Annotated in this window: 14 protein-coding genes and 4 pseudogenes; 10 read left to right on the top strand and 8 right to left on the bottom strand. The window is 60.0% G+C overall.

Translation table 11 applies throughout. The features are described from left to right. Positions 1–33: 33 nt before the first annotated feature. The 3 genes and pseudogenes from KRR38_RS32805 to KRR38_RS36740 all read right to left on the bottom strand — a co-directional run. Positions 34–321, bottom strand: a complete 288-nt coding sequence (locus tag KRR38_RS32805) for a hypothetical protein (RefSeq protein ID WP_217407994.1) — start codon at positions 319–321, stop codon at positions 34–36. A 169-nt stretch (positions 322–490) separates the two neighbouring features. After that, complete coding sequence (locus tag KRR38_RS32800) at positions 491–1669, bottom strand: hypothetical protein (protein WP_254515858.1); 1179 nt, start codon at positions 1667–1669, stop codon at positions 491–493. 418 nt (positions 1670–2087) lie between these two features. Further along, a pseudogene (locus KRR38_RS36740) lies at positions 2088–2504 on the bottom strand (DDE-type integrase/transposase/recombinase); the annotation flags it as partial. A gap of 807 nt (positions 2505–3311) precedes the next feature. Between KRR38_RS36740 and KRR38_RS32790 the strand changes: the two are divergent. From KRR38_RS32790 to KRR38_RS32775, 4 genes are read left to right on the top strand one after another with little or no spacing between them, the layout of a single operon-like run. Beyond that, positions 3312–3593, top strand: a complete 282-nt coding sequence (locus tag KRR38_RS32790; protein ID WP_217407992.1) for a CopG family transcriptional regulator — start codon at positions 3312–3314, stop codon at positions 3591–3593. Continuing rightward, positions 3583–6045 carry a type IV secretion system DNA-binding domain-containing protein gene (locus KRR38_RS32785; RefSeq protein ID WP_217407991.1) on the top strand — a complete coding sequence of 821 codons (2463 nt, stop codon included), beginning with the start codon at positions 3583–3585 and terminating at the stop codon, positions 6043–6045. The genes KRR38_RS32790 and KRR38_RS32785 overlap by 11 nt, the downstream gene beginning before the upstream one ends. Further along, on the top strand, positions 6042–7523 hold the full coding sequence (mobF, locus tag KRR38_RS32780; protein ID WP_217407990.1) for a MobF family relaxase: 1482 nt from the start codon (positions 6042–6044) through the stop codon (positions 7521–7523). Before KRR38_RS32785 ends, mobF begins: the two co-directional genes overlap by 4 nt. After that, a complete protein-coding gene (locus KRR38_RS32775) occupies positions 7423–9273 on the top strand; it encodes an AAA family ATPase (RefSeq protein WP_217407989.1) in 1851 nt (616 codons plus the stop codon). Before mobF ends, KRR38_RS32775 begins: the two co-directional genes overlap by 101 nt. Positions 9274–9295: 22 nt before the next feature. Here the strand turns inward: KRR38_RS32775 and KRR38_RS32770 are convergent, their stop codons facing one another. Continuing rightward, a complete protein-coding gene (locus KRR38_RS32770) occupies positions 9296–9544 on the bottom strand; it encodes a hypothetical protein (protein WP_217407988.1) in 249 nt (82 codons plus the stop codon). Between KRR38_RS32770 and KRR38_RS32765 the strand changes: the two are divergent. Next, positions 9537–10246 (top strand): annotated as a pseudogene (locus KRR38_RS32765) (transposase); the annotation flags it as partial. The gene KRR38_RS32770 and the pseudogene KRR38_RS32765 sit on opposite strands and share 8 nt — an antisense overlap. Positions 10247–10319: 73 nt before the next feature. Further along, positions 10320–10514 (top strand): hypothetical protein, encoded by a 195-nt coding sequence (locus KRR38_RS32760; RefSeq protein WP_217407987.1) that lies wholly within the window; start codon positions 10320–10322, stop codon positions 10512–10514. A gap of 36 nt (positions 10515–10550) precedes the next feature. On the opposite strand, the gene KRR38_RS32755 is transcribed toward KRR38_RS32760, so the two are convergent. After that, complete coding sequence (locus tag KRR38_RS32755) at positions 10551–12158, bottom strand: hypothetical protein (RefSeq protein WP_217407986.1); 1608 nt, start codon at positions 12156–12158, stop codon at positions 10551–10553. 1099 nt (positions 12159–13257) lie between these two features. Continuing rightward, positions 13258–15180, bottom strand: a complete 1923-nt coding sequence (locus KRR38_RS32750; protein WP_217407985.1) for a right-handed parallel beta-helix repeat-containing protein — start codon at positions 15178–15180, stop codon at positions 13258–13260. A gap of 398 nt (positions 15181–15578) precedes the next feature. Between KRR38_RS32750 and KRR38_RS32745 the strand changes: the two are divergent. Beyond that, positions 15579–16624: pseudogene (locus tag KRR38_RS32745) on the top strand (IS110 family transposase). A 221-nt stretch (positions 16625–16845) separates the two neighbouring features. Beyond that, positions 16846–17031: pseudogene (locus KRR38_RS32740) on the top strand (IS110 family transposase); the annotation flags it as partial. 658 nt (positions 17032–17689) lie between these two features. Here KRR38_RS32740 and KRR38_RS32735 read toward each other — a convergent pair. Then, the gene (locus tag KRR38_RS32735) at positions 17690–18409 is read right to left on the bottom strand and encodes an anti-sigma factor (RefSeq protein WP_217407983.1); all 720 of its coding nucleotides are present in this window, start codon (positions 18407–18409) and stop codon (positions 17690–17692) included. Next, on the bottom strand, positions 18409–18903 hold the full coding sequence (locus tag KRR38_RS32730; RefSeq protein WP_309141239.1) for an RNA polymerase sigma factor: 495 nt from the start codon (positions 18901–18903) through the stop codon (positions 18409–18411). Before KRR38_RS32730 ends, KRR38_RS32735 begins: the two co-directional genes overlap by 1 nt. On the opposite strand from KRR38_RS32730, the gene KRR38_RS32725 reads away from it, so the two are divergent. Together KRR38_RS32725 and KRR38_RS32720 are read left to right on the top strand one after the other, a co-directional pair. Then, positions 18811–20334 carry a S8 family serine peptidase gene (locus KRR38_RS32725; protein WP_254515856.1) on the top strand — a complete coding sequence of 508 codons (1524 nt, stop codon included), beginning with the start codon at positions 18811–18813 and terminating at the stop codon, positions 20332–20334. The genes KRR38_RS32730 and KRR38_RS32725 overlap by 93 nt on opposite strands. Positions 20335–21125: 791 nt before the next feature. Next, complete coding sequence (locus KRR38_RS32720) at positions 21126–21740, top strand: hypothetical protein (RefSeq protein WP_217407980.1); 615 nt, start codon at positions 21126–21128, stop codon at positions 21738–21740. Positions 21741–21796: the final 56 nt, after the last annotated feature.

Below are 21796 nucleotides of genomic sequence, written 5' to 3'. Positions count from 1 at the left end.
CTGTCCTATGACCCTTGGAAAAAGATAAGACGCTCAGAAACCAAAGTACCACTGAACGCCGCTGCGACCGGTCCAACCCCCATATCCGTTGTTCCATCCACCATAGTAGCCATCGTTGCGACGGTGCTGCCAGTAGTGCTCGCGATCCAACTGGCGGTGCTCCCGCGCATGCTCGCGGTCAAGCTGGCGGTGCAACTGGCGATGCTCCCATGGGCTTAGGCCTTCTTCGTGGGCCTCCCGGTGTACATCGTCGAGATAATCATGGTCAGCATCATGCTGGTCATCAAGCTGATCATGATCATAGTCGTGGGGGGGACTCATATTCGCCAGGATGCGCCAACGCAGGAGTGGCGATTCCGCCCACAAGCAGCGAACTGGTGATAATCATCATGCTAAGCCTGCGCATGTTCTTACTCCACTTTAGTCTTCGGACCTGGATAGCGCGATCAATTTGAACCGCCGCTGAATTGGGAAATTGTAATATGAATAGTTATTCACCCAAGCTCAGCTTGGCGAACACTGTGAAGCCCATCGGGTTGTTGCCATAGTAGGGATCCAGTGCAGCCGGCTTGGCGAATGCAGACACGGTTCCGCCCAGGGCCAGCCTCAACGGCGAGTCCGCAAAAGCCAGCCTATAGGCATAGCCGGCTTGGAACTTGGTTACGCGAAAAGTCTGGTCGTGGAGGGGATGACGAGGGTCCACGAACAGCTCGTCATTGGCGACATTTTCCATGCGGCCGAACAAGGTGTTATGGCGATCCACGTTCCAGTTCACCTCGCTCAACCAGGCTGTCAGCGCCCGGCCGGCCGACCGCTGCTTGGAGCTGAACGCAGCCATCGCCGAAACACCGCGGCCATTGTCGTAGTTGGCTGAGACGGTGGTGCGGTTCTCATTCTCGTTGGAGTGCAGTTCCTCTGGGCTCTTGAGGTGCCCATAGCTGGCCTGAAATGCCCAGGCCCGGGTAGGAGAAAAGGTCGCGCGAACGCTCCAACTGACGAGCTTTGGCGCTTCGATGTTCCAGCGAAATTCATCGGGCTCGCGACCGCGGAAGGCCGAACCTTCAAGCTGCCACTTGGGCGTCGAGATCCCTGCCGTCACCACCCCGTAAGTGATGTGAGTGCTATCGAACCAGTGGTGTGTGATCGGGGCTTCGGGATTATATCTTGCCGAGCCGCGGTGCATGAATGCGCTTGGGCCGAGGGCTGGTTCAGCGACGGGTCCGCCATAGACAAAAACTGTCGTGCCTTCCGCAATTTCTACGTCGAGGCGTGCCGCCAACTCCATGAACAAATCGTGCGGGTGTTGGCGGTCGACCAGCGGTTGACCGTAGGCGACCTCGCCAGTGGCGAAGAGGTTGGGGTAGCCATCGTGGCGCATTGCCGGCTCCAGGCTGCCCATGGCACGCAGCAGCAGGCGACCACCTTCAAAGGGATGCTCGTACTGAGCCATGCCCATGGACTGCGCATAGAGCTTGTCACCACCGCGCGGGCCGGTCTGATCAGTGAAGATGCCCCGAACGTAGCCGTGCAACATCAGGGAGTCGCCGCTGCCCAGGTCGAGATGGAGACCGTGGTTCATGGGCTCGTTGCCGGGCAGTCTTGCGGTGCCTGAGCCCTCAGCGAAGTCTCCGGGCATGGCCATATCGTGGGCCATCGCCGAATGGGCCATGGAGCTATGGTCCATTACCGCGCTCGCTGCCGACTGAGCTGAGCTTGGCTGGTCCATTGTCATCGGAGGCATTGCCATGCCGCTTGCATCTGGCGCTGGGGCCGCAGGAGAAGTCTGGGGTGGACTGGGCTCATTCTGCGGCGTCGATACCGGTGGCGGAGCCCCAGGCATCGCCATGTCGCCCATGGCATGCTGAGCCTTGGCGGGGGACCATGCAACCAGGGCGATAGTGGCACAGGCCGAGGCCAGGCGTGCTTGTGCAGTGGATTTAAGCAACATTCTTGCGGGTTCTCTTAGGGGCTATTGGGCAGCCGAGATTGGCGGTTCGAGGGTACCGAGCCAAGCGACCAAGCCAAAGATGGTTGCAGCGGCGGTCAGTTCGAGCACCAGGCTCAAGCGAAGTTGTGTTACCGCAGCTGGTCTCGGGCCGATAAGCGCGGCATGCTTTCGGCAGGAAGCCATAATGGCGGGGGAACTCGCCGAGCGTCCGGTTGTAGATGATGCGACCATCTTCATCCTCGCCGAGGACGGCCGTCTTCATGCGGTCGTAAGGGATTTCGCGCGGCACGCCGCCGATCGCCTCGAACGCCGCCCTGTGGCATGCCAATACGGTCTGCATCGTCTGGCGCTGAGCAAAGCGCCCCCAGATCAGCCGGGAGAAGCCCAGTACCATCGAGAACAGCCACACGATCTGAACGCTGTTCGGCGCGCTCGTAAATCGCACCCGGAACTGAGCGAAGTCGACCTGCGCCTGCTGCCCTTGCGGTGTCTCGAAGCGCACCGCAAAGGGGCTGCCGCCGCCTGCTGGTCGCAACGCGCGCACCGTGTCGCGCACGGTGCGACTAGCGCGGCGAGAAATGGCAAGTCAGTTTCACCGCTCTGGTCCCCGCCGCGTGTGTAACCACGTCGCGAACGGACCCTCATTCTGCCTGCGATTAATGTCAGACTGCGCGTCGCCTCGCGTCCATTTCGCCTCGACGATTGTCACCTCAATCGGTGGACCGAATGGCCTTAAACGACCTCTGTTCCCCCCCTTGGTGCACGCCGCTCATGCAGTGCTTCGTGCACGTTCAACGTTTTTTCAGCGCCTTCAAATGTCGAGAAATTTCGCATTGAGATCGCGCTCGAAGATAGGATGAGTTTCAGGCCTCCTGATGGCTATTTGGTCCCATATCCGGTCCAAAGCCAGAACATTGCCTGCCAGGCTGTCCAATGAGACAACATCTCCTGCGCGTGATCAGTTGCGCGCAAGTGCCTAACCGGAAAGCGAAAAACGAGCATTTTCGGCGGTTCAGGAGAAGCTCCGTGGATATAAAAATCGGCGGGATATTGACAGCACACCGTATGCACCGGTGGTGCGGGGCCTGGATAACCCTTTGCCAAGCAATATCGGGGATTTGAGCGGTCCTACTATCGCAAACATGGGGTTTGCGATCCAATGTCCACGCCGGATATATTATCGCAAACCTAATTGCAGCGAGTATTACGGCACAATGCGGCGATAAAAGCAGTCATAAGATCGCAAACGCCAGTCTTTTGGCGAACACGCCCGCTTGACAACTGGAGCCCTTCGGCTAGGTAGTTCGAACTCGCTTTTGCCTTGCGGAGTACCCGCCTCGACCCGCCCCTAGCGGTGAGGCAAATGGCTGTACTTTATTCACTGAAATTTCCGGAGGACGTTCTCGAACGTCTCACGGAATTCTCCGCCGGGACCGGCGTCACCAAGGCCGAGCACATTCGTGCGGCCGTGTTGCAATACCTCGATTTCCATGCGGGCAAGGCGGCGAACCTCCAGAGGCTCGCCGAGCTTAGCGAGTTCAACCAGCTCGTGCTCGACCAGCTGGTACGCCTGCAGTTTCCCGATCTGCGCGACAAGATTCTCGATGCCGTCGACGAGCGCATGGAGAAGTTCCATGGCAAATGAACAGGCCGGCAATCCGAGGCCACGCAATCCCAGGCCCTGGTCGGGGCACGGCGATGCCAAACGCAACGCCGGCCACTTCACCCGCGGCTCGCAGCTCATCGGTCATCAGTGGTCGATGTGGTTGCGGGGCGCGCGCGTACCATTCTTCGTCTGGGCCGGTCTATTCGCGCTCATCCTGTGGGCGCGCCTCACTGTCGTGCTCGACAATTACGAGTTCCAGATGATCAGCATGAAGGCGCTTGCCGGCGCCTGGGACTATATCGGGCTCTCGGATATGAAGCCCGTAAACGTGACGCTGAAGAGCGGCGCCGTGCTCCACACCTACATGGGTTACGTGCCCTATATTGCCGACGTCGAGATCGCGTGGGCCAAGCTCATCCGCTCGCTGATCGGCAGCTTCCTGTTCGCCTCTGCGCTGACCGGACCCTTCACATTGTGGTTCGTCAAATGGGCGCGTCATCGCGGCGAGGCGATCCTTGCCGATCACCACGAACGCGGCGTCGAACTCGTCGAGAGCGACGACCTCAGGCGCATGATCGAGCGCCACAATGCGGCGCGGCTGCGCGAGCGCGCGCATGACAATTGCCCTGATCTGAGCGTCACCGAAGCCAAGGCGCTACCGTGGCCCGACCGAAAGAAATACGGTCTCTTTCCCTCCTATTCGTTCGGCACGCTGCCCTTTCCGCTAGGACATGAGCAGAGCCATGCCATGGTCATCGGCACGACGGGTTCGGGCAAGACGACCGCGCTTCGCGGGCTCGTCAAACAGGCGTTCGAGCGCGGCGACAGCTGCGTCATTTTCGATCTAACCGGCCACTACATGGAGGCGTTCTACGAGCCTACACGCGACCACGTTCTCAACCTAAATGACGCCCGCTGCGAAACCTGGTCGGTCTTCAACGACTGCGACACGCAGAGCGAATTCGTCTCGGCGGCCTCCGCCCTGATCCCGCCCGAGCATGGTAGTGACGGCGGGTTCTGGGAGAAGGCGGCACGCATGCTCTTCGTCGAGATGTGCGTCAAATTGAAGGCGCAGGGGCTCGGCACCAACAAGGCGCTGTCCGACGAATTATTGAAAGCCAGCCTCAAGCGGATCTACGCACGGCTCAAGGGTACCGTCGCCGATCCGCTGACTTCTCCCGACGCGGCGCGGATGGCGCAGTCGATCCGCGCCGTGCTCAATGCCCACGGCGAGGCGCTGCGCTTCCTGCCCGAGAACGGCTCGCCGTTTTCGATCCGCGACTGGATCCGGCGTGAGGAAAAGGCGGGCTCGATCCTCTTCATCACGGCGCAATATGTGCATCTCGACATGACCCGTCCGCTGCTCACGCTGTGGATGAATATCGCCATCAATACGATGATGACGCTCAAGCACACGCGGACCTTGCGGACCTGGTTCGTGTTCGACGAACTCGGCGCGCTCCATCAGCTCCCAGCGCTCACGCGGGGCTTGCAAACCGCGCGCAGCTACGGCGGCGCTTTCGTGCTCGGCGTGCACAGTTTTGCCGGGCTACGCGAAGTCTACGGCGAGAACGGCGCGCGCAACATCATCAGCCTGACCGGCTCGAAGTTGATCCTCAGGACAAGCGACCGCGACACCGCAGAAGAGTGCTCGAAGCTCATCGGATTCCAGAAGGTGCGCACGATGGACGAGGCCTATTCCTATGGCGCCCACCAGACCCGCGATGCCTCGACCATCTCACCGACGACCAAGGAAGAGGCCCTGGTCATCGCCGACGACTTCACCAGCCTGATGAACCTCCACGGCTATGTCCGCTTCCCCGAGCGCTTTCCTTCGGCCCATATCAAGATGGACTACGTCCACTATCCGGTGATCGCCGAGGGGTTCGAGCCGGCCCCGCTGCCGCCGGTCGTTGCGCCTGGGTCCGGCGGTGATGGCGACGATGACGATGATGAGACCGCGGAGGAGGCGGGCGGCCGCGACGGTGCCGAGGCCAAGCTGCGCGAAGCCGACCTGCGTCTCGTCGACCTCGAGCAGGATGGCATCCTCTGGCGCCCGCGCGAGGAAGGAGCCTCCGAAGCCGAGCCGCGCATCGAGGAGGATCTTGCCCGACTCCCTGCAGGCAGCGAGCGGCCGGTAGCGACGCGAACCGACCGGCAGGATCCCCCGGCGAGGGCGGACGAGCTCCGTCAGGCCGATCGCGCCGGGCGGCCGCGTACCTCGCTGCGCGATAGCGGCGCCCTCGAAAACCAGCGTCGGCCTGGGTCCGACGCCGATCGCGAGCCCGCGCGGCAGAACGACCGCCCTGTTCAGGCCGGCACGAAGGCAGCGGCGAGGGAAGAGCGCTCCGGCGAACCAAGTTCTTCGGCCAAGCAGGTCCGGCGCGAGTTGCAGCTCGATTTTGGCGACGACGAACATCGCCGTGGGAGCGGGGCGGAGATCGACACCGAAACGCCCGATCTCGATGACGGCATGGACATCGAGCCGTGACCGTATCCATGGGCGCCGTCCGCTCGGCGGGCGGCGCCGCCAAATACTTCGCCTCGGACAATTACTACACCGCCCAGCAGTCCGAGGCGGCGTCCGAATGGTATGGCGGCGGCGCCGGCGAACTCGGGCTCGCGGGCGCGGTCGACCGTTCGGATTTCGAGAACCTGCTCGGCGGCAAGCTCCCCGGCGGTAAGCAGGTCGGCGAGGAGGAAAACCGCGCGCACGGCACCGACTTTACCTTCTCGATGCCGAAATCGGCATCGCTGCTTGCCTATGTTTCTGGCGACAAGCGCCTGCTCGCGGCCAACATGGCCGCGGTCAAGGAGACCATGGCCTGGGCTGAGGCGAACCTCGCGGAGGCCCGGATCAAGAAGGACGGCAAAGCCATCCCGATCCGCACGGGCAATCTCGTCTATGCGCTGTTCCCCCACGATACGAGCCGCTCGCTCGATCCGCAGGCGCATATCCATGCCGTCGTCGCCAACCTGACTCGGCTGCCCAAGCAGTTCCGCAATCCTGACCGATTGGGGGCAAATGGAGAGGTCATTCGCGACGATGGCTGGCGGGCATGGCACAATGGCGAGATGTGGAAGGCCAACGCCGTGCTGGCCGCGATCTATCATTCGGCCCTGCGTGATAAGATCGAGCAGCTCGGCTACACCACCCGCCTCGAGGGCAAGCATGGCGCCTTCGAGATCGTCGGCGTGAACCGCGAGGCGATCGATGGGTTCTCGAAGCGCCGCGAGGACATCAAGGCCAAGGCCGAAGCGCTCGGCATCAAGTCGCGCGAGGGCCTGCTCGAAGTCACATTGCGCACGCGCGATCCCAAGCTCGATGCCGGCGATCGCACGGCGCTTGGCGCGCGCTGGCGCGAAGAGGCCAAGTCCTACGACTACAATGGTGACAAGGTCTATGCCGCGTCGCTCGACCGTTCGCGCGAGCGGAGCGGCATGATCGAACGCGGCGCGATCGCTGTCGGCGCGGCCGTCGTTGATGCCCGGACGCGGCTCGTCGACTTCCTGCGCCGGCCGCATGACCCGCTCGTCGATCAGGGCCTCACCCGCATCACGCTGCTGCCTTCGACTGCGCGGACGCAATTCGCGGTTGCCAGCGCCATTCGTATTCTCGCCGAACGCGAAGCCGCATTTCGCAGCAATGACGTATTGAAGACCGCGCTCAATCTGGGCCTGAAGGGCGTGACCCATGAAAAGGTCGAGCGGCGCATGGCGCAGCTTGCCGAGAAGGGCGAACTGATCCCTGAAAAATCCGAACGCTACGACCGCGCGATCGATCTCGTCACCACGCGCGAAGCGCTGCGGCAGGAGCGGCGGATCCTGCTCGCGATGGATGCCGGCGTGGGGAAAGCGCGCCCCCCTGATGCCGGCCGATGTCGCGGGCGTCCGACTTCAGGAGCTCGCCGGGGAGCGGACGCTCAATCCCGAGCAACTGTCGGCGGCGATCCAGATGGTGTCGTCTGAGAATCGGATCGTGCTCGTGCAGGGTCGTGCCGGTGCGGGCAAATCGACGATGCTCCAGCCCGTCGCGAAAGCCGAGGCGCTCGATGCCGCGGCGCGGCTACTGGCGGTGGGCGGGAAGAAGGCCATGCTGCTCACCGCAGATATCAAAGGCGATGCGAAAGCGCTCGCGTTCCAGAACAAGATGGTCGCCGATCTGAAGGCTGACACGGGCCTTGAGGCGCTGACGGTGCACAGCTTCCTATTCCGCAACGAGAAGTTCCTGAGCGGCCAGGCTTCCGCCGGCGCGTTTGCCGCGCGCAAGGCCGAACTCCGGGGCACCTATCTCATCTTGGACGAGGCCTCGATGATCTCGAACGAGCAGATGGACAAGCTCACTGCCGTTGCCAATCTCATGGAGGTCGGCCGCCTCGCCATCGTCGGCGACCACAAGCAGCTTTCGGCGATCGAGGCCGGCAAATCCTTCGCGGTCATGCAGGCGCGGACTGCGCGTGACGAACTGCCGCTCACCACCGTCAACACCAACATGCGCCAGCAGACCCCGCTGATGCGCGCCGTCGCCGATCTCGCCGATGCGGGGCAGGTGCGCGCGGCGATCGAGCTCCTGGGCGAACGCGTGGTTCAGTCCGATGATCGGGTGCTCGATGCTGCCCAAGCCTGGCTGGCGCTTGTCCCGGAAGATCGGGCGACGACGACGCTATTGCCGTCGAGCCGGGAAGGGCGGGGCCGCGCCAACGAGATCATCCAGGATGGGCTAAGATCAGAAGGAACGCTCACCGGTGAGGGCCGCGTGCTTACGGTGCGTGAGCAAGTCAACGTTGCCCACGAGGAGCTGCGCTATGCGCATTTCTGGAAGGACGCGCGCATTCTTGAGGTAGGGGATTCCCGGAATGGCCTGGGCCTGGATCGTGGCGATTACCGGATCGAGCGCATCTACGCGAACGGTAGGATTGGTCTTCGCGATGATCGCGGCCGGCGGCACCGCATCGATCCGGCCAAGATCGATCCCACAAACCGGCGTGATGGCTTGCAGCTCAGCAACGACAAGTCCATTCGCGTCCATGATGGCGAGACGATCCGTTGGACCGCGAACGACCGAACCCGCGAGATGTGGAACGCGACAATTGCGCGCGTGGAGAAGGTCGAACGCGATGTCGTGATCGTTCGTCTCGCCAATGGCGACCAGCAGACCCTGAGCGCCGGCGACCCCATGCTCAAACGAATCGATCTGGCCTACGCAATCAACACCCACATGGCGCAGGGCATCACCAACGAGACGGTGTTCGCCGTCATGGGCGCGGCCGAGCGCAATCTGTCGAACGCGCGATCGTTTCTCGTGAACCTGACGCGGCAGAAGTCCGACGTGAGGCTCTTCACTGACGACGCGCACAAGCTCGCCCGGCAGCTGGAGAACAACCGCGGAAACAAGTCGTCCGCGCTCGAGACCGTCGGCGAACTGCGGGTTGAAGCTCTGTTGTCGGGGCGCGGCCAGGCCTTCCATCCCGGGCCGCTGCCTGACGATCTCGGAATGCCGGGAGACAAGCGCAATGATGATCCGCTGCGATCAAGCTCCGCGGCTTCGTTTTCGTATCAGGTCGCCGGCAAGGGTGCCGACCGCGCCGGAGCAGCAGACCGTGACCATGGTCGTAACGATCTTGGCCTGGGGCCGGATAGTAGGGGAGCGCCCACCGGGCCGAAGACGCCGTCGCGCGATCAGCCGGAGCTCGATCGCTCGAAAGGGCTTGAGCTTTAGCGCGGCGCGAGGCTCTCCGTTGTTAAAAGTCGTCGGGCGGGATTTCGTCGGGATAGAAGGCGTCGTCTGGATCTTCCTTGCGAAGTACTGCTTTGGGCGTTGGCTCGGGAAGGGTCAGCATTTCGCCTGGAAAGCCCACGCGGATGAGTGCGCCGCCATTGACCCTGGCCTGGAACACAGCACGGAAGTCCTCGCCGTCACGCAGTTTGGCGCAGATCCAACCGCACCGTTCTGCGCTGAGATAGCCGATCAGTATCCCGCGCAGGCTCACCGACGAGCAGCGCTACTTCATGTCGGAAGTCACGGTTAACCGGCTACCCGAAGCCCATGATCTGATCACCAGCCCGGGCTATGTCGTGATCAAGGCCGCCGATGAGTTCCACACCAAGGCCATCCGGCCGAACGAGATTTGGAAGACCGACTTCACCTACTTCAAGATCATCGGCTGAGCTGGATGTATCTGTCGACCCTTCTCGACAACTTCTCGCGCTACATTCATCGCCTGGAAGCTGTGCATCAACATGCGCGCTGAGGACGTGACCGACACGCTGGACCTTGTCCTGGCGGCTTACGGCTGCGCCAGCGGCACGGTGCTGCACAAGCCGCGGCTACTCAGCACCACGGCCCGGGTTACATCGCCGGCGAACTGGCCGAATAAATCGAGGCCGATAAGATGAGCCACGTCCGCGGCGCCCCGAGGCATCCCCAGACCCAGGGCAAGATCGAGCGCTGGCGCTAGACCCTCAAAAACTGCCTCCTGCTGGAAAGCTACTTCCTTCCCGGTGACCTCGAAGCCCCGATCGAGGCCTTCGTCGAGCACTACAACCACCAGCGCTACCACGAGAGCCTGGCCAATGTGACACCCGCCGACGCCTACTTCGGCAGCGCTCCGGCCATCATCCAAGAGCGCGAAAGGATCAAGCGACAAACCATCGAACATCGGTGCTTGCAGCACCGCAAGCTCGCCGCTTAACATCAACCTCAAGACGAGGCTCGAAATCCGCTAATCTACGCAGCGAGTTGGGCCAAATGTTCTGGCGACGGACATGCGATACCTGCTCGGCGATAAGGGCTATTACGCCGACAGCCTGCGCGATGCAGGTGCTACGCACGTGATCTCAGGACGCTGCAACCGTAAATGCGCCGTCCGCTACGACAAGCAGCGATACCGTGGGCGGCACCTCATCGAAAACGCCTTCTGGCTTCAAATGAATCCGAGCCTTCGTATAGATACACTTTAATAAAGCAGACGATCTCCGAAGTGGGGGCTTCTCAAATTACGCAATCAGCACATGTGCAATGGCGGTGCCCCAGCTATTGTAATGCATTATTGTCCCATTGTCGTATTCGTTAGAAATAAAGAAGGCATTGGCCATACTCGGATCAGCAACGGCTGTCGAATAATCGCCCCAACGGCTCACTGCCGAGTGGGAAGGGTCGACATAATAATGCGCACTGTTCTGATAATCCACGACGGACGAGGGATTCAAGTTAATGTCGACGATACCGCCTTGTGCCTTCCATACCGCATAGACATCCGCGGGCAGCATGTTCTTGCCACTCACATTGAAGTTCGCCAGCAGATCGCCATTGCCGTCGAGTGCAAGCGAGGCGTTAAACGTCGCGCTACCCGCAAGTTGGGCGGCGCTAAGGCCGGATACACCATGCGAGATGAGCGCATTCAGAGATACGGCTGAAACGAGTAACGGCGCGCTCGGATTCGTAACGTCGATCTTCACGAGCTCGTCGGTCGGTACGGTGCTTCCGGAGGTCGGCAGAACTTCCATGACAGCATAGACGACGTGGTTGGTTGCATCGAGGATCGCGCTGGTGATGCGACCGTCTCCCGCATCGAGTCTGCCGCTTGTTCCAGACTGGGCAACGGCATAGCCGGCCTGCGTCCCGTAATCCTGGATCAGAGCCGTTCCGCTCACCGTAACGCCCGATATATGATTGCCCGACTGGGTACCCGCTATCAGCGCACTTCCCGAAAAGGCGATCAGGCTAAGTGAGGCGTTCGAGCCATCGCTGCCGTAGGCAAGAAAGAACTGCGGTCCGCTGAGGCCGTGCTCAACGGTCGCCGGCTGGAATGAGAAGTCGTTCGGCCCTCCGAGCTGGTAGGAAAGCGTCGATGGCGTCCCTGTATTGGGCAGTGAATTGGCGACGAGGGTAAGCCAGTTCCCTTCGAAAGCGTCGGCGGAGGTAAACTGGTTGGAGTCGATGTATAGCCAGCCGCCGTTCTCGGCGATCAACGGCTGATCGGCAAATGTCGATCCTGCGCTGGACGTCTCGGTGGTCTCAATTTCGGTTCGCGTCCAGCCGCTCGAAAGGCTCGTAGGCGAGGCATTGGCAGATACTTCGTAGACGAGATAGCTCTGGCCGGTGCTGACATTGATTTCATCGATCGACGCGATGAAGCGCTGCGACCCTGAATCGAACAGAATCTTGGGATCCGTGTAAGAATAGCCCGATCGCGGGGTGCCGAAAAAAGCGGTCGCTGAAACGTAGTTGGTCGTACCCACGCCCTTTGAAAAGGTCGTCAACTCGACGGCTCCGTTTTCGGCAGACATCACGGATTGGGCGCCCAACAGGTTGATCGGCCCCGCCGCTAGCGCGTTATCGGGAGGATAGTAGCCGCCGCTCTGCGCGAACGTGATGCCGGTCCACTCGCTCGAATTGCTCGTGGACGTTCCGGCGCTAGCCTTGATCAGCGTTGGCGTAGTGGTGGTCGCCAGATCGCCGCCAAAGAGTGGACCGGTGCCTTGTAGGGCGCCTAGCAAGGCGACCTGCACGAGATCGCCCTCATCATCGGACGTAGAGAAACTTCCAAAGGCCGGATTGAATACGGAATCGCCCAGCGGGCTGACTTTTTTCGGTGTCGGCATGTTGTCCTTTCCCCACTTTGATCAAAGCAACTCATTGTGGGCGTGATCGCCAATGAGGTTCGATGATTGTATTGAATAAATGTCGAACAATTGCCAAAAATCATGAAAAAGATAGACATATAGGGGGTCGTAAGATGAGTATTGAAACTCGATTCTCGCAATGTTATATTCATCAAATCAGTTTTTGCCGCGAGGCTTGGGATATTTCGATAATCTGTTAATTTATTGTCGATGAGGGGCCTGTCATTGTGCGCATGCTCCCAATGTGCGCCCAAAAGACGCTCCGAATTCAGAATACCTTATCCTTTATCGGTCGTTGCATTGTTATTTCGCAAGATTCATGAACGCGCCGGAATGGCACAAACGCAAGTGGGGGCACTGCGTGAAAGGGAAGGAAGTATGATCGCGGTCTCTGGGGATGTGGGCTAACGCGGGAAAAGCGACGAGGTCGCCATGGGTGTAGCAACCCACTAATCACCAGGCGGCCACATGCCGACCTCGAGGAGAAGCGAGGGCCTTGTGAGGGAGCACCGGTTATCCCAACCTGCACTGGCGTTCCTGCCTGAAGCAGGTCGGGTGCCCGCGGTCCGCCGTCGTAAGTTGGCAGGAAAGGAACTGGATCTATGGCAGTCGGAGCGATGGCGCGTTGTTACGGTGGAGATCTCCACCGACTGGTGCGATGGGTCCGGCAACGATATCGTGCATGATGCAGCACCCCGCGCGCTAGTAGCGGCGCGGGGCCGCAGCTGTTCCCTATCTAGGAATTCAAAGATCAGACGCCGGCCGAGAGCGACTGGGATTGATCTTGGAGCATTCAGAGGGGCCGCAAGCCGCCTTGATCGGCTTTGGGGCCCGCCTCCGCGGCATCGACGTCGAGCTCGCTTGCCTACTCTTTGCTTATGGCATGCTGAGCTATTCAAAAACCCCGCCCGGACGTGCCAAGATGGAGGCGTTTTGAAGGCTCAAGTCAAGACGTCACGATATTGAAAGCATCCGTTCGCTTAGAGCCTTCACGTGCTACCTTTCGCGACGGCCGCAGGCGCGCTGCGTTATCAGAAACTTTTTGTCCCGCCCGGATGGGCAGCGCCTTCTTGGAAAATCAAAGTACAAAATCGCTCTTTGAAAGAGCAGCTATGTTATGTACGAGAATTTGAAAGTCGGGAGATCCGTCCCCGTTGACGTCACCCGACACCATGATCCCATCGCCGTAAGGCTTGGCTTGCAGCTCTCCACTGGAGTGGTGGAAGTCTTGCGCGCCAATTAGCTTGAATGCGTTATTTCCTCTGGCATTTATGTTTGCATCAATCGCGCTGAGGTCGATTTTATCTACGCCTCTTTCGAAACCAAAAATTTCATCAGAGTCATGTGCTTTTACGCTTTCATCGCGAAATATAAATTTATCGGCACCGGCATCCCCCCACATCTTGTCGTTGCCGACGCCGCCTTCAATAATGTCGTTTCCAGCACCGCCATGCAATTGATCGTCACCGGGACCACCCTTAAGCGTGTCGTTGCCGTCATCGCCAAAGAGGATATCATTTCCTGCACCGCCTTGGAGCACATCATTACCAGCCAGGCCGTGAAGCAGATCGCCAGAATCGTTCCCGAATATCTGATTGTCCAGCTCATTGCCGGAACCATTGAGCGCCGTGCCGACAAGGGTAAGTCGCTCGATATTTGCCCCTAAGGTGTAATCGATCGAAGAAAAGACCTGATCGAGCCCTTCACCCGACTTCTCGACCGCCAGGTCACCCGCACTTCGGATATAATACGTATCGTCGCCCGTGCCGCCGTTGAGCACTGCTCCACTGCCCTTCCCGTAAAGAATGTCATTGCCGGCACCGCCATAAATGATGTCAGCGTTCAGCGCTTGGGCGTCGAGGACGTCTGCTCCATCTGACCCGTAATAAACAACGGGCGCGTGGAGGGTGGTATCACTAAAAAGTGAAGTGCTTGCGCTTAGTGTCGGAATATTCAAAGAAAAGCCCAATTCAGCTGACATCACCGCTGTTGAACCATCGAAAAAAGCGGGCAGCGCGTGCGCTGCATACCAGTTAGACAGCACGTAGGCGCCACAATCGAGTGGCGCAGTTGCGAGCGAGTTATCAGGAGGTACCGCGTTGCCGTACGCGCCGGTGACGTAGGCTGTCGCCGAGTTACCCGCCACCGTCACCGGCGAGGAATCCATGCGCAAGAATGCCAGCATATCGGGATACCCGAGGACCGTGTTGTTTGTGATCGTTCCGCTCGTTGCCCCGGTGAGCATGATAGCATTCCACATCGTGCCGATCAGCAGATTGTCCGTGATCGACACATTCTGAAATGTCGTTCCTGCCTCGTCGGTAATGAAGATACCTTGGGCTGCATCACCAGTTCCCCGAGCCACCACGTTACCGGAGATCGAAATGTCGGTAGTTGGTCCGGCTTGGCCTGATGTGAAAATCTGGATTGCATCGGGATGATCACCGCTCTGCGGATGGAAGTCAGTGAAGAAGTTGTCAGATACGCTCAGGTGAGATGTGTTGGAGCTTTGAACGCCATCCGATTGCAAATCGTGAAATGCGTTACCAGAGACGATCACGCCATTACTATTGTAGGCAAATATGCCGTTTTGCAGCTCGGTAAATTCGCTATTGGTGACGCTAATACCGCTGCTGCCTCTGATGTAGAGTCCGAACATCTTCTCGCCGCCGGAGCCGAGAGCGGGGCCACTAACGCTGACATGGTCGAACGAGATATTGGAGGATCCGAGAACGCCGAAATCGTAAATCTTGCCGTCTGCCTGGCCAGCCAAGCCCAGATTGGTGAACGCAAGATTGCTGCTACCTTGGACATTTAGGCCTGTCAAAACAGCAGGATTGTTCGGGTCAGTCGAGGTGATCGTCACAGTGGACGAAAAATTAAGCCCGTCCAACCAAAGCGCCGAGTAGGTTCCGCTCGCCAGGCTGATGACGTCGCCGGCCTTTGCCGACACGGACGCTGCGGACAAGTCCGCACTGGTCGAAACGTAGAACACACTCATGCTGGAAAGCCCCTATGCCGTCGAGGGCCATAATCGGCTCAAATGATTAAGTTCGGGTGTCACGCGAAGGTTAGCAAAGTTAATACTTCGCGGCGACGCCTCGGTGGATGGGTCTCACCCAGACAGGGACGCGGCCGTCGGGCCGCCTTGTTGGCCCAAAAGCTTTGTCGCAGGCGGTGATGACACCTAGCGGCTCCTCAGACAGAATTGCACCGGCCGGCAAGGTGGCGTAGGGGCGGGTGGCCAGGTAGGCTTTCCGCTTCTTCCATTCATCGCCGGAGGTAATCCGCTTCGTTGTCATGATGTACGTCCACTGACGTGATGTGGTGGACGACCTCCGCACCAGCGTAGCTGTGCGATGATGTGGTCGTTGTAGGTCCACGTCTAGGAGTCGTTCCATGGAGCAGGAGGTTGTCACCGTCGGATTGGATCTGGCGAAGAGTGTGTTTCAGGTACACGCCATTGCCGCCGATGGCGCAGTGCTGATCCGGCGCAAGCTGCGCCGTTCCGAGGTTATCCGGTTTTTCGCTGAGCTATCCCCTTGCCTGGTTGGCATGGAAGCCTGCGCTTCAGCGCATCACTGGGCGCGCGAGTTGATGGCGATCGGGCATGAGGTGCGCCTGATGCCGCCGGCCTATGTTAAGCCGTACGTGAAGCGCGGGAAGACCGATGCGGCCGATGCCGAAGCAATCTGCGAAGCGGTTACCCGACCGACTATGCGCTTCGTCGCTGTGAAGTCGGTTGAGCAGCAAGCGGTCCTGATGCTTCACAAGAGTCGCGACTTGATGGTCCGGCAGCGCACCATGCTGATCAACGCACTTCGCGGCCACTTAGCTGAGTACGGGATCGTGACGGGTTTGGGGGCGGGCGGCGTAGCAGCTTCCCTGAAGGCCCTGAACGAAGAGCAGGACAGGTTTCCCGCTCACGCGCGTTCAGCCCTTCATGGCATTGCCGCTCAGTTGAGGGCGCTCGCCACCGAGATCGACCGCCTGGAAGCGCAGATCCTGGCATGGCATCGCAACGATGAGACCAGCCGGCGGCTGGCGACCATCCCGGGCATTGGCCCGATTACGGCCTCGGCCATTGCGGCAGCGGTCCCGACGCCTCTCTGTTCCGGTCAGGCCGGCAGTTCGCCGCCTGGCTGGGGCTCACACCTCGACCGCAAAGTTCAGGCGGCAAGGAGCGACTGGGCGGAATAACCAAGCAGGGCGACGGCTATCTTCGCCGGCTGCTCGTCGTCCGTGCGACAGCGGTGATGCGGATGGCGCGTAAGAACGCCGCTCGCCAACCGTGGATGGCGCGCCTGCTCGAGCGCAAGCCTACGAAGATCGCGACAGTGGCGCTCGCCAACAAAACGGCCCGGATCGCCTGGGCCGTGATGACGCGGAAGGAGGTCTACGCCGTTGCCGCAAAAGGAGATCCCGATCGCTCGATAGACGCGTGATGGGATGCGTTGGAGCAGCTCAGTAGTGATGACGAACCGGTCAGACCGGGGGTTGGTGAAACCCAGGGGGTCACAGCGCTTCGAGCGCGATGACGTGATTAGGGAGCCAGCCTGCGGACTTCATCAGGGCCAGCAGCCATGCGGTGCTGCGCGAACAGATCCCATGATTGGCGGCGCAAGCAGGTTAGGCTGCGCCATCTCAAGCAGTGGGAGTCCTTGTCATGCCGGAGTCGCGTATCGCCGAAACTCTCCATTACGATAGCACGCTTGTTTTCGCTATCGAACTGAGCAGCAAGTCTTGGGTGCTAGCAGCACAGGTGCCTGGCCTGCCTAGGACAAAGGCCAAGCGAACCATCGATCCGGACAAGATGGCGCTGCAGTCCGCGATCGATGGTTATCGAGACCGGCAATGACAGCTGGCGGCTCAGGAACCGGAGTTAAAAACCCTCCCCCCGGACCCCCCACCCGGCGGTTGACCCGGTGGGTCCACAGGAACCTCCCACGGCCGTCACCGCCAGCGCTTGGGGGGGGCGCGCGGCGCCGGCCGTGGGTCCCTCCTATGGACTACCGGGACAACCGCCCAGAACTCTCTAAGGGGGTCACTATTGCACGCTGATATGGGGTCCCGGATCGACGCCTATTTACAATCTGTCAGCCGCTACTTGACCAATAGTTGATCACGGTGGCATTTTCTGCCAAAGATCAGCTGTTTTACCTGGGCGCGATAGTCGGAAACCGCATCAAATATGAAGGCGAGAGTCACTGTGTGAGCGGCGATGCCGCGGCCATCAGGAAACCCATCCTTGGACTACTCGTCAGTCAGGTGGCTAAGCTTGGCCTGCTCGCTCCTCGCGCTCCGGCGCGCCTTCGCCTTCGCCTTCGCCTTCGTGGCGACAGCTTTCAGCCCCTTAGCTTTCAAGATCTCGCACCGGCAGGGAGCCCATAAATAAGAGGGCTTTTAGAATTGCGATCCCGGGATCTCCTTGGCCATATAACGCCGTGGCGCCGAACACGCCCCAGATATGGCTGAAAAAGACACTTCCGCCGAAGTCGAGGCAAGTCGGCTCAGCGCCAGCCAACGGCTTTGAGCCGAGTTTCTTCCGCTTTGGTAAGCGGTTCGCCCTTAATCCTTCGGTCTACCTCCGCCATTACCTGCGACGGTATCTCTCCGCTTGCCAGCTGGTACTCGGTGGGTGCCTTCTGCGCAGAGACGGCACTAACAATCACCGGCAAACGCCACTGTGCGCCCTCACGACAGCCAAGCCCGCTGAGACCTTGTGTTGTTCGGAATGTTCGGCAAATACCAGTCGCCGTCCGGAACGAGACGCCAATGAGGACAGCTCCCTGTTCTCCTGCTAATTGGTTTGACAGGCCCGTAGCTAGCACTCCGCTGGCCGTCACTTGCCCATCAGGCCCAGGGATCAATGATGTGTCCGGCATCAACAGCCTTTGTCCGACGAATATGCCGACCACGAGACTCGCGGCGAGCGCGGCAAAGCGGGCCGTCCACACGACTCCACGCCGTGCAGTGAGGTGAACAAAGCCAGGAATTACAGCAACACTGTCATTGCCCAGCCCGAGGCGTGCGATCAAAGTTTCATCGACACCTTCTTCGGGCGGCGGCCCATAAGCGGCCACAATTTGCCGAGCCATCCAGCGGTGGGAGGAGACGCGTTCGGCAAGCACCGGATCTTCTGCCAGCTTCGCCTCAAACGCGGCTACTGCTTCACCGTCCATGCACCCATCAACATATGCGATGACAGTTTCTTCCACAGGGTCGCTCATTACCGTGTTCCACCGCCTTGATAATGGCGAAGCAATGCCGCCCGGCCACGCGCGAGGCGGCTGGTCAACGTGCCTTCTGGGATTTCCAGAATGGAGGCTGCCTCAGTGTACGAGTAATGCCCGAGGAGTACGAGCTTTACAGCCATGCGCTGTTCGTCGGGCAGGGCGTCAACCCGAGCCTTGATTCTCGCCAGTTCCATTGCATCCAGCAGGGCATCAGCCGCGGCGCCCCGGTCGTCGATCTCGTCTGAATCGGGCAAACTCTCGACGAGCCGGCCCCAGCGGTTGCGAGTTCTGATTTCATCGATCCAAAGGTTCTTCATAATTCTGAAAATCCACAGGTCGAGCCGCGTACCCGGCACCCAACTGTCGCTTCGAGCAAGCGCCCGCTCGATGGTCATTTGCAGCAGATCGTCACTATCCTGATCATTTCTCGCAATGACCCAGGCCAGTCGGCGCAGACGCGGGAGCAAAGCAACAATTTGGCGTCTCACGTCGGACAATATCTGCTTCCTTGTGGAAGGAACGTCTGGGCCCGGTCGTTTATTCCTTTGAGGGCGCTGCTGCATCGAAAATATTTTGCTGATTATACAAGTTTGGCCGATGGGGATGGGATGAGAATGACAAGCGCTATGCGCCTGCCCATATTGCTGGCAATCCCGCTGATTGCCCAAGTCGCTTTTGCCGGGGTCGCTCAGGGGCAAGGGCGAGGCGTGCCCCGTGAGATACCCATGCCGCGGGACATGCCTATGCACGGCCCCCCCGAATGGGCTGGCAATGCATCAAGCCGTGCCGCAGCCGGCCAGGAACAGGTCGAAGCGGTCCAGAATCAACGATTGTCTAGGCAGCAGACTGATCGGGCTGCCACTATCGCCAAACAGGCGCCCGCAGATTTTGAGCTTGACCGTAACGGTGCGCTGGCTATCCGCGGCGAGGTTCTGAGCACCGGTCTGGATGCAGTTCGCCTGGCGCGGATTGAAAGAGCCGGGTTCTCTATCCTCCGGCAGAACGATGTGCCCGATTTCGGCATTTCGCTGACGGTCATCGAACATGAAGGTATGTCGGCGAAGCGGGCGCTGGAACGGCTACGCCGCATCGACCCTGGCGGGGACTATGATCTCAATCACGTGTTCTTCCAAAGCGGTTTGCGTGGCACGCCACAATCGACAACTCCAGCGGTTTCCGGGCCGAGCGAGTCTGGAACATCGTTGGTCGGACTGATCGACGCTGGTGTTGCAGGAACAGTAGAGTCCTGGCCGCGAATCCGCATCATGCGCCGAAATTTCGCGCCGAGTGAAAGCATCGCCAGCTTACACGGGACCGCTGTTGCCAGCCTGCTTGCGCGCAAGCCCGGACGAGTGACCATCTTCGCCGCCGATATCTTCGGCGCGGGTCCACGCGGCGGTACCACGGAACTGCTGGTGCGGGCTTTGGGTTGGATGGCAAGCCAGAAAGTGCCGGTCATCAATGTAAGCATGGTAGGCCCTGCCAACGGCCTGGTTGCGACAGTCACGGGCGTGATGATTGGCAAAGGGTTCACCATCGTCGCGCCGGTCGGCAATGATGGCGCCGCGGCTAGGCTGCTTTTCCCGGCTTCCTATCCAGGCGTAATCGCGGTTTCGGGAGCCGATGCGGATGGTCGGCTACTACCAGAGGCCAGCCGGGTGAAACGCGTTGATTTTGTCGGCCCCGGGATTGCAACAGTGCCCGACCTATCGGGACGGGCAACTATTGTCCGCGGAACCTCTTTCGCCGCCCCAGTCATCAGCCGGCAGATTGCGGACTATGTTCGGATGCCTGATCCCTTGTCAGCGCAGCAGGCAGTTTCCCGACTTTCGCAAACGGCTGTTCACCCCCGATTGGAAAGGCAATCGTTCGGTCATGGTTTGGTCGGAGTGGAGGCTTCCGCAAATCCGAAAAGATGAATCTGGGTGCGGAATGCTCGCCGGATAAACACCTTACCGCGAAAATTCCCTTGGACGAAAGTGTCTCCACCAGACGTTCTATGTCTGGTTCCGAGACATAGTAACCCAAGGAGAATGACGTGAACTCGGTCAGATATTTGTCAACTTCGCTGTGTTTCGCGGCTGGTGAGGCATCGCCTGCGGCCACACAGGTCGATTTCTCGGTTCAGCCGTGAATGGCTGCATTGCCGCGGTGAGCCCAAAAGTTGTATTCGAGGGGGACTTCGCAACCGTGAATAGCGAGGCCGCTCACCAGCTCGCCTCCCTTCACGGATCGATTCAGGACCTCGCTCGGTTGGGTCCTAGCACAATGCGCGAAGGCATCGCGCTTTTGGCGTGCTGCGAGCAACAGGTCAGGAAGCTGGCCTCAAGCCAAGGCGATATGGGAGGGCGCTGAAACGTGAAAACGCTTCAGCCGCGAGGCCTGTGATGCGTTGGAGCACAGTACAAATCTACGGAGTGACGGCCAATACACCGTTAACGATGGGGTCAGCGGGATGACAAGGCCGCGGCCTAACCTAAGTCAGCGCGGCAAGCGGTCTTCCGGCTTTCAACGCTGTTCACAATTGAACAGGTAATGGTTCGATTAGCGGGGCCGCGTCCGAGTTTTCGACAAGACGAGCTAAGAGCGTGATGGTTGACGCCGAATTAACCAAAAAACGATAAAAGGCAGTAAAATCATCGGGATGGAACTCCCTCCGTCAGACGTTCAATGTTTGGTTGAGAGACATCAATCATCCTAGGAGAGACACATGAACTCGATCAGATATCTGTCACCCGCCCTGCTTTTCGCAGGCGTCATGGCACCGCTCGCGATCGCGAAGGCAGCCGATCAGCCCTCGACGCACGGCATCGGCGCCGATGTATCGGTAATGGCCAGGGCGTCGGGTCATAAGGGCCTCGGAACCGAAGTGTCGGCCGAGGCCAAGGCTCAACACACCCAAGACTCTGATAGCGAAACGACGCATGTTGCGACGAGCACCGACGCCGCCGCGAACAGTGATCTCGCTTCAGAGAAGTCGGCGGTTGCGGATGCCGCGCTTGTTGCCAAGGCGCGCGGTGACAACCGCTCGATCAAGGATGGCACAGGCGCGGTAGCCGACCTGGTGGCAACCCGTTCGGCCGCCGCTGACGTTCGCCAAAACGGCGCTGATGCGCGCTCGACAGCGGCGGACGTTCGCGCATCTGTCTCGGATGCCAGTTCCAATGCTGCAGATGCCCGCACAACTGCGACAGATGCACGCACAGCAGCTGCTGAAGTTCGCGCGTCAGCCAGCGATGCTCGCACCGGTGCAGCCGACGTTCGGACCAATGCACAGGCCATCCGCGACGTGGTTGCGGCCGCACGTCCGGGTCGCGGCAATTAAAACAGAGAGATGATGTATTCCAGCTTTGTGGGTCTCGCGAAAGCGAGGCCCACACT

The organism is Novosphingobium sp. G106 (assembly GCF_019075875.1).
Classification (GTDB): Bacteria; Pseudomonadota; Alphaproteobacteria; order Sphingomonadales; family Sphingomonadaceae; genus Novosphingobium.
Note: the sequence above shows the minus strand (reverse complement) of the source record. Positions and strands in the feature narration are given on the sequence as shown.

Coding starts and splice junctions, on each gene's coding strand:
- KRR38_RS32800 (WP_254515858.1), bottom strand. CDS start 1,669: ATGGCCCATTCGGCGATGGCCCACGATATGGCCATGCCCGGAGACTTC.
- KRR38_RS32785 (WP_217407991.1), top strand. CDS start 3,583: ATGGCAAATGAACAGGCCGGCAATCCGAGGCCACGCAATCCCAGGCCC.
- KRR38_RS32750 (WP_217407985.1), bottom strand. CDS start 15,180: ATGAGTGTGTTCTACGTTTCGACCAGTGCGGACTTGTCCGCAGCGTCC.
- KRR38_RS32805 (WP_217407994.1), bottom strand. CDS start 321: ATGAGTCCCCCCCACGACTATGATCATGATCAGCTTGATGACCAGCAT.
- KRR38_RS32755 (WP_217407986.1), bottom strand. CDS start 12,158: ATGCCGACACCGAAAAAAGTCAGCCCGCTGGGCGATTCCGTATTCAAT.
- KRR38_RS32790 (WP_217407992.1), top strand. CDS start 3,312: ATGGCTGTACTTTATTCACTGAAATTTCCGGAGGACGTTCTCGAACGT.
- KRR38_RS32720 (WP_217407980.1), top strand. CDS start 21,126: ATGAACTCGATCAGATATCTGTCACCCGCCCTGCTTTTCGCAGGCGTC.
- KRR38_RS32775 (WP_217407989.1), top strand. CDS start 7,423: ATGCCGGCCGATGTCGCGGGCGTCCGACTTCAGGAGCTCGCCGGGGAG.
- KRR38_RS32760 (WP_217407987.1), top strand. CDS start 10,320: ATGCGATACCTGCTCGGCGATAAGGGCTATTACGCCGACAGCCTGCGC.
- KRR38_RS32735 (WP_217407983.1), bottom strand. CDS start 18,409: ATGAGCGACCCTGTGGAAGAAACTGTCATCGCATATGTTGATGGGTGC.